This is a genomic window from Ruegeria sp. CE6 (genome assembly GCF_056537485.1).
The window spans coordinates 1-13,435 of sequence record NZ_JBQFRR010000009.1 but is presented as its reverse complement, the minus strand read 5'-3'; the positions used below and the strand labels follow the sequence as shown (position 1 = coordinate 13,435).

Annotated in this window: 12 protein-coding genes and 2 pseudogenes; 7 read left to right on the top strand and 7 right to left on the bottom strand. The window is 50.5% G+C overall.

Annotated features, from left to right (window positions below):
- Window positions 1-140: 140 nt before the first annotated feature.
- Window positions 141-269, bottom strand: a pseudogene (locus ACR0DK_RS20425) (IS5/IS1182 family transposase); the annotation flags it as partial.
- Window positions 270-602: 333 nt separating this feature from the next.
- The gene (locus ACR0DK_RS20420; protein WP_480737908.1) at window positions 603-1,679 is read right to left on the bottom strand and encodes a TIGR00180 family glycosyltransferase; all 1,077 of its coding nucleotides are present in this window, start codon (window positions 1,677-1,679) and stop codon (window positions 603-605) included.
- 589 nt (window positions 1,680-2,268) lie between these two features.
- On the opposite strand from ACR0DK_RS20420, the gene rfbF reads away from it, so the two are divergent.
- Genes rfbF through ACR0DK_RS20395 form a run of 5 tightly spaced genes read left to right on the top strand, consistent with a single transcriptional unit; the run spans window position 2,269 to window position 6,926 of the window.
- A complete protein-coding gene (rfbF, locus tag ACR0DK_RS20415) occupies window positions 2,269-3,033 on the top strand; it encodes a glucose-1-phosphate cytidylyltransferase (protein WP_170627351.1) in 765 nt (254 codons plus the stop codon).
- Window positions 3,018-4,079 (top strand): CDP-glucose 4,6-dehydratase, encoded by a 1,062-nt coding sequence (gene rfbG, locus ACR0DK_RS20410; protein ID WP_480737906.1) that lies wholly within the window; start codon window positions 3,018-3,020, stop codon window positions 4,077-4,079. Before rfbF ends, rfbG begins: the two co-directional genes overlap by 16 nt.
- A complete protein-coding gene (gene rfbC, locus ACR0DK_RS20405; RefSeq protein ID WP_480737904.1) occupies window positions 4,076-4,618 on the top strand; it encodes a dTDP-4-dehydrorhamnose 3,5-epimerase in 543 nt (180 codons plus the stop codon). Before rfbG ends, rfbC begins: the two co-directional genes overlap by 4 nt.
- Complete coding sequence (locus ACR0DK_RS20400; protein ID WP_170399820.1) at window positions 4,615-5,826, top strand: class I SAM-dependent methyltransferase; 1,212 nt, start codon at window positions 4,615-4,617, stop codon at window positions 5,824-5,826. The genes rfbC and ACR0DK_RS20400 overlap by 4 nt, the downstream gene beginning before the upstream one ends.
- Window positions 5,823-6,926, top strand: a complete 1,104-nt coding sequence (locus ACR0DK_RS20395; protein WP_480737902.1) for a DegT/DnrJ/EryC1/StrS family aminotransferase — start codon at window positions 5,823-5,825, stop codon at window positions 6,924-6,926. Before ACR0DK_RS20400 ends, ACR0DK_RS20395 begins: the two co-directional genes overlap by 4 nt.
- Here the strand turns inward: ACR0DK_RS20395 and ACR0DK_RS20390 are convergent.
- Genes ACR0DK_RS20390 through ACR0DK_RS20380 form a run of 3 tightly spaced genes read right to left on the bottom strand, consistent with a single transcriptional unit; the run spans window position 6,923 to window position 9,323 of the window.
- The gene (locus tag ACR0DK_RS20390) at window positions 6,923-7,609 is read right to left on the bottom strand and encodes a metallophosphoesterase family protein (protein ID WP_223117800.1); all 687 of its coding nucleotides are present in this window, start codon (window positions 7,607-7,609) and stop codon (window positions 6,923-6,925) included. The genes ACR0DK_RS20395 and ACR0DK_RS20390 overlap by 4 nt on opposite strands.
- A complete protein-coding gene (locus ACR0DK_RS20385) occupies window positions 7,590-8,579 on the bottom strand; it encodes an ATP-grasp domain-containing protein (protein ID WP_223117801.1) in 990 nt (329 codons plus the stop codon). Before ACR0DK_RS20385 ends, ACR0DK_RS20390 begins: the two co-directional genes overlap by 20 nt.
- 24 nt (window positions 8,580-8,603) lie before the next feature.
- Window positions 8,604-9,323, bottom strand: a complete 720-nt coding sequence (locus ACR0DK_RS20380) for a class I SAM-dependent methyltransferase (protein WP_223117802.1) — start codon at window positions 9,321-9,323, stop codon at window positions 8,604-8,606.
- Between the two features lie 549 nt (window positions 9,324-9,872).
- Here ACR0DK_RS20380 and ACR0DK_RS20375 point away from each other — a divergent pair.
- Both ACR0DK_RS20375 and ACR0DK_RS20370 read left to right on the top strand, forming a co-directional pair.
- A complete protein-coding gene (locus ACR0DK_RS20375; RefSeq protein ID WP_480437993.1) occupies window positions 9,873-10,625 on the top strand; it encodes a cephalosporin hydroxylase family protein in 753 nt (250 codons plus the stop codon).
- On the top strand, window positions 10,622-11,344 hold the full coding sequence (locus ACR0DK_RS20370; protein ID WP_480737898.1) for a WbqC family protein: 723 nt from the start codon (window positions 10,622-10,624) through the stop codon (window positions 11,342-11,344). Before ACR0DK_RS20375 ends, ACR0DK_RS20370 begins: the two co-directional genes overlap by 4 nt.
- Window positions 11,345-12,371: 1,027 nt before the next feature.
- Here the strand turns inward: ACR0DK_RS20370 and ACR0DK_RS20365 are convergent.
- On the bottom strand, window positions 12,372-12,716 hold the full coding sequence (locus tag ACR0DK_RS20365; protein ID WP_170399850.1) for a hypothetical protein: 345 nt from the start codon (window positions 12,714-12,716) through the stop codon (window positions 12,372-12,374).
- 131 nt (window positions 12,717-12,847) lie between these two features.
- A pseudogene (locus ACR0DK_RS20360) lies at window positions 12,848-13,042 on the bottom strand (hypothetical protein); the annotation flags it as partial.
- Between the last annotated feature and the right edge of the window lie 393 nt (window positions 13,043-13,435).

Here is a 13,435-nt window from a genome sequence, read left to right as displayed (position 1 = left end):
GCCGGGGACGCTTTCACGCCGCGCAACTTCCATCAGTTGAACTCCGGACTTCAGATCGTGGGTCCAGCCATGGGCGCGGATCAACATGGACCGGAGGCGGGGATCGGGTTGCGCCTTTGGTATCTTCGCCTGTCATATTAATAGGTTTTTTTGCGCTGTTTTCCTCCGGGGACACAGGCGCGTATCCCATTGTCTTTCAATGCTTCACGGAACCAATTGGTATCGTACGCGCGATCAGCGAAGGCAACACTTGCAGGTATCGAAGACACACACATGATCCGCGGAGGATAAATTACGCCTGGACTCGGTTAGTTTCAACGCATCGCGGATTTGGCTGCTTGACCTGTTGATCCGACGAAATTTCCACGCTTAGCGATAAATTTCGCGACAGAAATACGCCCTTTGAAAGCAGGCCCACTTCACTTTCTTTCAAGCGTTTCTGGGGAAAAGGTTATATTAAACCGTGGGCTAATGATCTGCTTTGGTTTTTTTGGTTCGGGCCTCGGCTTCGCACTGTTCTCCGAGCGGCGCGCAGAAAACATCTTAGCAAGTTTGCGCTTAATCTTTCGTCTCATCCATTTACTCCTTAACGAGGCGTTCTGTCATGGCCGCGAAATACCGCCATTGGTCGAAGCCAAAAAATATTCTATTGAATCGTACTTTTCCGGCTCACCGTGATTATCTGAATTAGCCTCACTAATTTCCAGCATTGCGTCGACAACCTTCCTTAGATTGCCTCCAAGTTTCTTTTGCTCTGCTGTACCTTGACGAAATAGATCTTGAAACGCGTCATATTGTTTGCGCACAGTTTCATCACGGAACAGCGATGAACACCCAAACCCATCCAAAAACTGCGGGCTGCCACCTGTCCAATGGGCAATTTTCATTGCAATCAGTTTATCTGCGATTGACCGAGCTTCTTGATTGTCAATTGCCGTAGTTGAGGCAATTTTTTCAGTATAGTAATCTCTCAGGTTTAAGGTTTCTTGTGCATGCTCCAGATAATGCAGACGGCTGGGCGGTCCAAACCTACTATGAGTGGCTAGTTTTGTGGTGAAGTAGCCAATTTCTGGCAAGGCCTTGATCTTCCCAGCCAGACAGTCGTGGAGGCCGATATTATAGTCGCCAAATATTTTCATGGCATTAAGCTGTAAGTTGTTACATCTTTCAAGGTAGTGATCGCGGCGTGTCGCAGCATAACTGGTCGCGAAGGCCCATTGGCTGTATTTAGACAGACGAGAAACTATGTCTTCGTCTTGAAGGCTGAATGCATGAAGAAATTTCGCGTTGAACTGATCTTCGTCTAACATTGACAGGCAAATGATCCCGCCGATAGCGACGACGTGGTCGTGGTTTGCGCGCAGGAATTCAACACCTTGATAGAGTGTATCAAGCACGGGAAAATCATCATCTGCTCCGACGAAGATAATGTCATCATCCAACCCGCTCACACAATCAACCATGCGGTCCCGAAAATGCAGATCGGAATCGTACTCCTTATATTCGATCTGCAAAAGACTGTCGTTGTCACGTACCGCTTCCTCATAAGCAGCAAGGTATGAATGATGACTGCCATTGGCGATCACCACACGTTGTCCCGGATTGAACTCGCCCAGATACTTAAGGAGAAAGGACAAAGACATTGGACGGTTACGTGTGGGAATAACTAGAGGGACCATGGTGCATCCTTATGCGGCTAATACCGGAGATCTAGTGGGCTACACGGCGTCGAATTATGGTCTATTAGAAATTTGACGGTGTAGATATGCGGTCCAGCGCGGCTCATAACTTGATATTTTCGCATGTGTCCAACCCCAAAACACGATCGAAGTCAATCTGTGAAAATATAGGTGCTGGCAACTGAACTGGAATTATTCCATGCTAACCAGCTTCTGGCTCTTGAATTTTTGGCTTGTTCGGGCGGGAGCAGCCTCACTTCGTTGCGCTCGATCAGATACGCTCAACCTCTGGGCTGACTACTCCGGTAGAATGGCGGCATGAGACAACATCTGCGAATAGATCGCAGTCCGCCGCAGACAACTTGGCAATACCCGAGTTCAATCAGGAACGCCAACTCAACTCACGACCGAACTTTGAGCTGACCCAAAGTGGCAGCTTTGATTCACATGGGTTTTCAATTTATGTAGCAAACTGAGACCAGCTCGACGCGTCTCACACCACTCTCCTTGCTAATCAAAGTTATCATGCTTAAAGGGAATTCAATTATCTGCGGCCTGTTGGTCGATTAGAACAGAGCGGAGCGATGATTTGAAAGCGGTAATTCTAGCGGGCGGGCTCGGAACTCGGATTAGTGAAGAATCTCACCTCCGCCCAAAACCCATGATTGAAATTGGTGGTTTGCCCATTTTATGGCACATCATGAAAATCTATGGCGCCCATGGGATCACTGAATTTGTCATCTGCTGCGGCTACAAAGGCTATCTGATCAAAGAGTATTTCGCGAACTACTTTCTACATACATCCGATGTCACATTTGATCTAAAAGACAATAAGATGAAGGTGCACAATCGATACTCGGAGCCTTGGCAGGTTACATTGGTCGACACCGGTCAGCTAACCCAAACCGGTGGCCGCCTAAAGCGTGTGAAGGAGCATCTGACCGACACGTTTTGTCTTACATACGGCGACGGTGTGACGGATCTTGATATTACCAAGCTTTTGGCCTTTCACAAAAGAACTGGCAGCCGTGCGACCGTTACCGCCTTGCAACCAGCAGCGCGGTTCGGAGCCTTGGAGATCGAGGGTGATTTTGTGACCCGGTTTAACGAGAAACCCGATGGAGATGGCTTCTGGGTTAACGGCGGTTTTTTTGTCTGTGAGCCTGAGGTGATTGACTACATCGACGGAGACGAAACGATTTGGGAACGCGCTCCATTGGAAACTCTGGCAACTGAGCGACAGCTTTCAGTGTTCAAGCATTCGGGTTTCTGGGCTCCGATGGATACGATGCGGGATCGTGATTACCTTGAAGAGCTTTGGAAATCCGGCGATGCACCATGGAAAACTTGGTGATGAATGCGTTCTGGAAAGACAAACGCGTTCTGATTACCGGACATACCGGGTTCAAAGGTGCATGGCTTGCGCTGTGGTTGACGCAACTCGGTGCCAAAGTCACTGGCATAGCACTGGCACCTGAAAGTCCCTTTTTTTCCTCTCTGAAACTAGAAGATACCATCAGGCACATTATCGGTGACATTCGAGATTCGTCTGTCGTGACAAACGCCGTAACAGCGTCAGACCCCGAAATTGTTTTTCACATGGCAGCACAATCTTTGGTTTTACGTGGATACGAAACCCCGATTGAGACCTGGTCCACCAATGTGATGGGGACGCTCAATCTGATGGAGGCGCTGCGTGATCTGACCGGTCCACGCGCCGTGGTTATGGTAACTACAGACAAAGTGTATGCCAACGACGAACAAGCGCGGCCATTTCGCGAAACTGATCCCCTAGGTGGTCATGACCCATATAGTTCCAGCAAAGCCGCGATGGAAATTGGCGTCGATAGCTGGAGAAAATCTTTTTTTGCACAGACAGAGATCCGTATGGCTTCGGCGCGCGCAGGCAACGTTATTGGCGGTGGCGACTGGGCCGAGAACCGCATCGTGCCCGATATTGCACGTGCCCTGGCGGCCGACATTCCAGTCAAAGTGCGCAACCCGAATTCCGTTCGACCATGGCAACACGTCCTGGAGCCTCTGCGAGGGTATTTGATACTCGCGGAAAACCTGTTTACGTCGGCAGATCCCGATCTCCAAAGTGCGTTCAATTTTGGTCCACCATCTGAGGGGGTTAGAACCGTAAAGGACGTTGTTACAACGGCACTCTCCATGTGGCCGGGCGCATGGGAAGATACTTCTCGGAAATCCAATTCTGCCCACGAAGCTCAGATTCTCCGGCTTGCCACTGACAAGGCAGAGGCACTGCTGGGTCATTTCGCCTGTTGGTCTTTCGAAGACGGCATCCGCGCTACAATACAGTGGTACCAGTCTGTTGCGGAGGGCCAGTGCCCTCGTGCGGTCTCACTTAAACAGTTGCAATATTATGGTGAATCTTGAAGCTTATCCCTCAAGATATTGATGGGCTTTACGAAGTCCAGTTAGCGCGCCAGTCCGATGCCCGCGGTGCTTTTGCTCGTACATTCTGTGCTGACGTTTTTGCGCAAGCCGGTCTGCTGACCAATTGGGTGCAAATGAATATGTCGCAAACCAACGGGCAAGGTACTTTGCGCGGTCTGCATTTTCAGCGTGCGCCGATGGCTGAGGCAAAGCTTATACGTGCAACCGAAGGAAAGGTATTCGATCTGGCGCTTGACCTGCGCGAAGGCTCTCCAACCTTTGGTCAAAGCAGAGCAATCACATTATGCGCTGAGGCTGGGAACGCAATCTACATTCCTGAGGGCTGCGCTCATGGTTTCCAGACATTGACCGAGACTGCGACGCTACACTATTGCCACACTGCTCCGTACACACCGGAACTTGAGGGTGGTGTGCGTGCGACAGACCCCGATCTGGGCATTGATTGGCCCTTACCTATCACGCTTATGTCGGAAAGAGATCAAAACTTGCCTGCCCTGCTGGATGTTCGCCCCTTATGACCAATACCTGCCGACATTGTCTGTCTTCACGCACTATGGCGTTTCTTGATTTGGGATATGCACCCCCGTCAAACGATTATCTAAGTGCGGAAGCGCTTTCTCGTCCCGAACTGACCTATCCGCTGCGGCTTTTCGTGTGCAAGGAGTGCCGCCTTGTACAAACGGAAGACTTCTCGTCGGGCGAGGCGCTATTCACCGAAGAATACGCTTATTTTTCTTCCACCTCGACCTCTTGGCTTGCCCATGCCAAAGCCTATTGCGACACGGTTATCGAACGATTTGCTCTAGATGCGGATTCTCATGTGATCGAGGTTGCATCCAACGACGGTTATCTGCTGCGCAATTTTCGGAAGGCAGGGATCCCCTGCCTAGGTATTGAACCCACACATTCCACCGCCTCCGCAGCGACGGCAATCGGGATCAATGTTGTAGAGGAGTTCTTCGGGGAAGGGTTGGCTAAGGGGCTGGCCAAATCTGATCTTGTCATAGGTAACAATGTCTTTGCCCATGTACCCGACATTAACTGTTTCTCGCGAGGGCTGGCGGTTTGCCTAAAACCTCAGGGCGTGGTCACACTCGAGTTTCCGCATTTGTTGAACCTGGTGACGCAAAACCAGTTCGATACCGTGTATCACGAACATTTCTCCTACATTTCTCTTCTTTCAGCCGAGCGTATTCTGGCGGCGGCAGGTTTGCGGGTGTTCGATGTTGAACAACTAACAACTCATGGCGGCAGCTTGCGTCTCTTTGCCTGTCTTGAAGGAGCCAGACATGCGCAAACCGACGCCGTGAAGGCCATGCGTGATCTCGAAGCATCTCACGGAATGAATGACGATGACTTCTACACAGGTTTCCAACTCAAAGCGGAAAAGGTCAAAGACGATTTCTTGCGGTTCGTGCTGGATGCTAAGGCGGAGGGAAAGTCGGTAGCAGGATACGGCGCAGCCGCGAAAGGCAACACGCTTATGAACTTCGCAGGCGTTGGTCCAGACGCCATTGAATTCGTATGTGATGCTGCAGAATTTAAGATCGGCAAATACCTACCGGGCAGTCATATCCCCATTCTGGCGCCAGACGAGCTACAGAACCGACGTCCAGACTACCTGGTGATATTCCCATGGAACCTAAAAACCGAGATTATGCAATCACTTGATTGGCTTGTAGATACCCGTTTTGTAACTGCTGTGCCAGAACTGCAAATCCTATGACCGACCGCATCGTCTATACCCGACCCTCTATCACCGATCTCGAGGTTAGTTATGCCACAGATGCCGCCCGCACTGGTTGGGGGCCGAAATGTTATGACTACATTCATCGCTTCGAGGCGACCTTCGCAGAGTATGTCGGAACAAAACATGCTATTTCGACTTCCAGTTGCACGGGCGCAATGGAGATGGGTCTGGCGGCGCTAGGTATCGGTCCGGGCGATGAGGTCATCCTCGCCGACACAAATTGGATCGCTACGGTCGCGCCCGTCGTGCATTTGGGTGCGACACCGGTTTTCGTCGATATCTTGCCAGACAGTTGGTGTATTGATCCTGATCAGGCCCGCGCGGCGATTACATCGAAAACCAAGGCCATCATCGCCACGCATCTATACGGTAATCTCTGTGAGATGGACACACTGTTGAGCATCGCAGATGAATGTGGAGTGGTGCTTATCGAAGACGCGGCCGAAGCGTTGGGTGCGCGATATCGCGCCATTCATACAGGCGCGATGGGAAAGTTCGGGACCTTCTCTTTTCATGGTACGAAAACGTTGACCACCGGCGAAGGCGGGATGCTGGTGACCGATGACGATGCTTTGGCGGATCGCATTCTGACGCTGTCCAATCACGGACGTGACAAGGCGCAGAAAAAACAATTCTGGGCTGATACGGTCGGCTACAAATTCAAGATGTCAAACATTCAAGCTGCAATAGGAATGGGGCAGATTGAGCGCATTGAGGAACTGACGAACCGCAAAGCGGAGATACTTGCAGCTTACAAAGAGCGGCTGTCGCATCTAGGGCTATCGATGAACCCTGAGCCTCCTCACGTCCGGAATGGCGCGTGGATGCCCACTGTTGTTTTTGACAAGGCACTTGGCGTCTCCCGTGAGAGGGCCTTGGCAGCATTCGAGGCAGCAAACATTGATGCGCGTGTATTTTTCTACCCGCTTTCCAGCCAGCCTATGTTCGTAGAAGCGCCTACCCCGCATGCCCATGATATTTGCGAGCGGGCACTGAACCTGCCCAGTTTTCACGACATGACAGACGGGGACATTGATCGAGTCTGTCGGGTAATCGAGACCTTGGCCTCTCCTTAGGCTTTCACAATCTCGTCAATACGCCCGTTGATCTGGGCGCCTTTGGCAAGTCCGCGATACATGAACTCTTCGTACCCGCGCTCTTTCATCGCGCGTATCGTGCGGTCGATGTCATAAACGACTCTGTGCAGGGCAATCTGGCCATCTGATAAGATTGCGTAAGCTGCACGTGGGTCTCCATCGCGCGGCTGTCCTACCGAGCCCGGATTGCAAAAGACGTGCGTACCGAAGTCTAGAATGCATTGCACATGGGTATGACCCGCAAAGAGCTGTGTTACGCCTTTGGGAAACGTATCGATCCCCACTTTATAGAGGTATTCATCGACATGATCCTGCGGTCCTCCGTGTACAAACAATGTTGTGCCATCCTGGATGCTGTCCATTGATCGGCTCAACCATGCCACGCTGTCCGAACTTAGCTCTGCCTGATGTTTGTCTATGATACCCGCGACGACCTTAGAGCGTTCGCAATTCTGTCCCGACGTAACGTAGCTGTCGTGATTGCCCAGTATATTGCGCACCCCTTCTGCCTTGAGCAGTTGTACGCATTCTTCCGGCTGACCATTATACCCAATAACGTCGCCAAGGCACACAAACTCTGTCACCCCTTTGGACTTCGCGTCAGCCAAAACCGCCTCAAGCGCGGCCAGATTGGCATGAATATCAGAGATCAGGCCCAGCATAACGTATCCGATCTGCGTTGTGACGCTGCGCAATCCCTTCACGCAAGACAGGTTGCGCAGGCCGTCGTCGGTTCAGGTAAAAGTCAACACACATCTCAGCTTCGTTGAACCCGAAAGCGGTTCGCAAGGAACAACTACTTGAAAACCGAGGGTTGATTTCAAGAAGATAGGCATCCTCATCTTCCAAACGGAATTGTAAGTTGGTTGGACCCAGCGGCTTGTAGTAGCGCATGATTGTATCAGTTGCTTTGGATACGGCTTCATGAGTGACGGTCTTTGCCTCGCCAGTGTTCCCGGCACGTGTCAATCGGCGCTGAAAGATCAGTGGGCCAATGTAATCGCCGTCGCCAAAGCCAAATGTACCGACAGTATATTCATCGTCGTCCGTACCAACAATCCGCTGCACAAGAAATTCGCCCGAGGTTTTTCCGCTCCAATAATCAAAATCCACTTCGTCATGAAGCCGCACAATGCCAACGGAGCCTTCCCCAGTGCTGGGTTTCAAAAGAAATGGCGGTTTCCCCAGCGCCGCGCAGGCCGCTTCCCAAGTGCCACCTCCTGCAATCGACGGGATGACTGGCAACCCCAATTGCGCATAGTCGGCTGCAAAATCCGACTTGTTTTCAGTCAACGCGATAAGATGTGTCGTGTTGATGGCCAACGCTACCCCGAGGTCTTCGAAAAAACTTCGGTGGGCGTCTAGAAACGCCATGTCGATGCTGATACCTGGAATAATCAGTTCAATTCCGTGATCCTGCACCAAATCTTTCCAGAACGTCAGATACGCATCTGAGCTTTCGTCTAGCTTGGGTTTCAGCAGAGTTTCATCGCACAGCTCTGCGCCGAATAGCGACATGCGCCGGTCAAGTCCAATTAACCACGATCGCCCGTCATCCCGCAGACTGCTGGCGATGCCCTGGCCTATGAGCGCTCCTACGCCGGTGACCAGAATACGTCGGCGCTCGTTCACAACTCAGGCCCCGCACAATCAGCTCTAGTCATGAGACACTTCTACAAGAAGACCAACACAAAGATCTGGAAAGTCAACGCCAACAGCCATCATCGCGCGCATGTTCTCTTCAAAGTTATCTAGCGTTCTGAGAACACCCAATGGAAGAGGCTTCAGGTAAAGCCCTTCCTCATGCGTTACTCTGTACCCGGCCGCCTCGATGGCGCTTCGCAATGTATCGCGGCAAAAATTGCGTTGATGTCCGAGCATTAAATCCGTTTCGTTCAGATCATAAATGTCCTCAATCATCCCCATCTCAAGCCCGAGGCGCCGGTTTAACGATTTTGCATTCGGTACAGCAATCCAAATGCGACCGTTGGGAGCTAGAAACTTTTTGTACCGGCTTAGAATGGCGACTGGATCATCCACATGCTCGAGCACGAATCCCATGACAATCAGATCGAAGGTGTCGGTAGGTGTGTAAGTTTCGAAGTACCCCGCCTCCAATGATCCAGTATACCAAGGGTTCTTGGACTGAAAATTCTCGATGACCTTTTGAGAGCCTTCAACGACGACGTGCTGGTCACTCATCTCGAAAAAGAAGGGAACTGTGTAACCATGCCCCAACCCAAGCTCTAGCAAACGCCCGACATGTCCTGTGCGCTCAAACACCCTTTCGGGATACCACCGCATCATGAGATCATTCTCAATCTCGACACTTGGTGGCTGCAAATACTTTGAGGCGACGTCGTCTAGGTTTTCCATCAGATAGTCAGCCCTTCTGAATACATGTCATGACAGGGAGAGGGAATTCCGGTCTGCGTCGGATAGGGTCGCAGCCATGTCAAAACCCCTCATACCACAGGACTTCGTTTTTCATAACGTCCCGAGACCGTCAATACCAGACCGACGACCCCTATAGACGGCGAGTTAACGAGTCCTTTTAGAGTAGGACGTTTAAAGCTGGGGAAATTCGAGTTGGTTGAACTGATCAAGGGCCAATTCATAAGAGACACCGAGGCGGCTATGATGTAACGATAGCTAAATGGCCCCAGTTTTAGCTAGAACGTTTTAAGAATTTGGAACTCTTACGCAAAGTGGGACACTCTATTGTTCTAACAGAGACCTTAGAGTTATTGATTCTGGCAACTAGCGAAAAGAGTGTTCGGATTGTTCAAAAGCGTGTCAGACCTTCGCGAATGTTCGCGACAAAAGTTCTTACTCACACAATGGATGGTGACACGACCTGTAACAAAGCTTAGATGAGAGCTCCAGAGCGTGGCAAATCACCAATAAAAATGCTGAAGGCAAATCATGACGTCAAAAGACGACCGCAAAGAGTTTGAAGCTCACAAGGAAAAGCAATGCTTGGCGCTTGGGCAAGACGAGCATGTTTTTCAAAGTTCAATTGCACATATGTTACAGCTTGACCCTTATGACTACTCCTATCTGTGGAGCTGGATGGGAGCACCCATTATTCAGATGCCTGCAGATGTGATGGCGACACAGGAAGTGATCTGGAACACGAAACCCGATGTCATTATCGAAACCGGCGTGGCACGCGGTGGCTCGGTGCTGTTTATGGCCTCACTATTGCAGTTGATTGGCAATGGCACCGTGATCGGAGTCGACATAGATATCCGCGCTCACAACCGCGACACGATCAACAAACACCCTATGTCGAAACGAGTCACTCTAATTGAGGGGCCGTCGACCAGCGAGGATACGCTGGCCGCCGTGCGTGCCGAGATCCCAGAAGGCGCCAAAGTCATGGTAGTTCTAGACAGCGACCACAGCCGCGATCATGTTCTGGCCGAGTGCCGTGCATACGGTCCGTTGGTTACACCTGGCTGCTACATGGTCGTTGCGGATACGATGATCGGGTATGTCGGCCAGAAGGACAGCCCACAAAACCGTTCCAAATCGTGGTTTGCCGGGAACGAGCCGCTATCAGCGCTTAATGACTATATGTCAGAAGCAGACCTATTCGAAGTTGATCCGGTGTTGAACGGCAAGCTTGTGCTGTCCTCTTCGCCCGGTGGGTATATTCGACGGAAATTTGCATGACTACTGTCGTCATTTCGCAACCTATGTATTTTCCGTGGCCAGGTTTTTTGGCCCAACTCGCTTTAGCTGATGTAGTCGTTTGGCTGGTAGATGCGCAGTTTTCTAGACGCTCGTTTACTAACCGCGTACAGATTAGATCGCCTTCTGGCAGCGCCTGGCTTAGCATACCAATAAAGCATACTAAAAACAGGACAGATATCGTTGACATCGTTGCTGCTGAACCAAATTGGCTAGATTTACACATCGATAAACTCAAGAAATCGCTTAGCGGGACGCCTTACCTAGACTCCGCACTAGCACCAGTTCTACACCTGAATCAGCATGACGGCCTTTGCGACGCGATTGTCGCCAGCAGTAAAGGACTAGCATCACAGTTTGGCATAAATCCGAGCGAGTATCACCTTAGCACCGATCTAAATGTCACAGAAACAGGCTCGAACAGGATACTGCAAATCGTCCAAGAATTGGGCGGAACGCGCTATGTCACCGGACATGGCGCTCGCAACTATCTGGAGCACAAGGGGTTTGAATTGGCAGGGATCAACGTCGAATACATGGAATATGATGTCAGGCCGTGGGGGCGTGTTGAAGATGATTTTTCGCCGTTCGTGACCGGGCTTGACCTGTTAGCACATGTAGGCCCTGCTCAAGCTGCATCTTATCTAAACCCGCGCACACGCCACTGGAAAGAATTTCTTCAGAACCACCAACAGACATAGGCTTCCTAATATGGAATCGTTTCCGGTTTGGAACAGGATCGCATCATAGCGTTGACGGCTCGGAGTGTTCTATCTGTACCCCCAACTGTCCGGGGCAGAGGAGGTGATAGCCAAAGGATTGACGCCGCCCGAAGTGAGCTCCCACGCACAATCTTACTGTGCCGTTAACTATTGGGCGCTAACTTGAGTAATTTAAAAAAATCAGTGCCTTATTGTGGCCCTTAGTTCTGGTCTATATCATTAGCTCCCGGTGTCTGACATCAGTACCATTGGGACAGTATTGATCGATTTGATAAGAGTAGATTTCTGGCTCATCGTAGCTGCCAAGGAGTGGAGATGAGAAAGAACCCCTAAAACAAGCAGAGTCACGGTGAGAAGCCAGCAAAGGACATTTGGCGTTCGACCCGTAAACAGTATTCCGCACAAGAAAAGATCCAGATCGTACTGGTCGGCCAAATAGGCGAGGAAAGTATTGCAGAGCTGTGCCGTCATGAGGGCACCGCGCAAAGCCTGTCCTGGGCGGACGCCTGTGGGCGCACCACCCTTTCGAACTATATTAAACTTGCTACCCCCCAACCCTCGCCGGGAGCAGGTTTTAGAGACGAGCACCCTGAAGGGCTTCGCCCAAAACCAGTTGTTAAAGGGAAATATGTACGACGCAACCACTTGGCAGAAGGCATGGCTGTGCGGCGTAATGGAAAATTTCTATCGCAAAAGGCAAAACTATTTGTCGCACATAGGGAGTAGGTGGCGGACCAAGGGGGAACAACCCTATTTGAGTAACCATTTTTCATGCAAAAAAATAACTGCCACAATATGTACCACGAAGTGGACAAGAATCGGTGGCGTGATCGGTCTACCACTCAGGACTTCGGGCTTTGTGCGGCCTGCCTTGTGCCCAGTTCAAAATGCAGCTTGATGCATGGATCAATCCGAATTGGTAGATTCACTTTCAAGACTTTGGTTTCAGTAGGGCAACCTGGGCTCTACAACGCTATAGATTCTAACGCGCGAGCACAGATATTCGCTATAACCAAGCGAATGAATCTTCGCTCAGATCCATAAATGCCAGATCCTCAACTAAGACTTTGGCACCACTTAAATTAAGCAGCACCCCGTCATCCAGATCCCGGTACTTAATGTCAGAGATATTGTCTGCAAATAGACCTGAGCCAATCCCAATCTGATCAATCCCAACTTCAAAATCAGTCATGATGTTGAAGCCATCAAAAAAGTGAAACTCAAGAAGGTCAGCTTCCTCTCCACTAATATGAACACCGCGGCCTGGTCCGCCTCTCAGGATATCGGCGCTTTCCCCACCATCCAATTTGTCTCTTCCGAAGCCATCCTCCAGGATGTCAGCTTCATCCAAGCCATTGATATGGTCTCGTCTCCGACTTCCCGAAAGCGATACGCTGTCATCCAGTATGTTTACAGAAATGAAGGCCGTGGCTTCGGAAGTTCTACCGAACGTGTCTACAAGTTCATACGTGAATGTCTGGACTATCTCGTCACCGGGGGCGACCAAATCAAGACATCTGAATCTGCTTCATATGTAAACGATCCATCATTATTCAGGTTTGGTAGCCTCTCTTCCGGACCTGAAAGCAGGGATACGGTTAGTCCTCCGCCTGTGTACCAGTTGTCGTTGGCTAGGATGTTTCCAGCGATGACATCGTCTTCGTCAATGTGAAAAACATCGTCTTGTGCATTTTGGTGGAAATGAAGCTGCTATGGCCGTCGCCTCATCGAGATCTTTCACCGTAGATTCCGAACCGGAATAATCGCCCCCTAGAACGATGGTTGTATCGGCAAATCCATCATTGTCTGTGTCTATGCCCAAAATTGCGGACCCCAAATAAACACTCAAATCACTTCGATCAAAACTGACACCATTCAATATAAAGACGTCATCAATCCCAAAGGTCTCGTCGGTAGACCTTGCCTTGAGGCGGGCAGGGGGCTTTCTCAGCATTTACCCATGACCAGACCTGCCTCTTTCAAATACTTTAAAACCAGTCCAGAGATCACTGCCTTTCGGTCATGCTGTACAACCGTTTCTCGCTCTCGCTTCGGAATGTCGAAGATCTG

Bases quoted from the DNA above. Each gene is read 5' to 3' on its own strand.
- ACR0DK_RS20420 (WP_480737908.1), bottom strand. From the start codon at position 1,679: ATGGTCCCTCTAGTTATTCCCACACGTAACCGTCCAATGTCTTTGTCC.
- rfbG (WP_480737906.1), top strand. From the start codon at position 3,018: ATGGAAAACTTGGTGATGAATGCGTTCTGGAAAGACAAACGCGTTCTG.
- ACR0DK_RS20400 (WP_170399820.1), top strand. From the start codon at position 4,615: ATGACCAATACCTGCCGACATTGTCTGTCTTCACGCACTATGGCGTTT.
- ACR0DK_RS20395 (WP_480737902.1), top strand. From the start codon at position 5,823: ATGACCGACCGCATCGTCTATACCCGACCCTCTATCACCGATCTCGAG.
- ACR0DK_RS20390 (WP_223117800.1), bottom strand. From the start codon at position 7,609: ATGCTGGGCCTGATCTCTGATATTCATGCCAATCTGGCCGCGCTTGAG.
- ACR0DK_RS20380 (WP_223117802.1), bottom strand. From the start codon at position 9,323: ATGGAAAACCTAGACGACGTCGCCTCAAAGTATTTGCAGCCACCAAGT.
- ACR0DK_RS20375 (WP_480437993.1), top strand. From the start codon at position 9,873: ATGACGTCAAAAGACGACCGCAAAGAGTTTGAAGCTCACAAGGAAAAG.
- ACR0DK_RS20370 (WP_480737898.1), top strand. From the start codon at position 10,622: ATGACTACTGTCGTCATTTCGCAACCTATGTATTTTCCGTGGCCAGGT.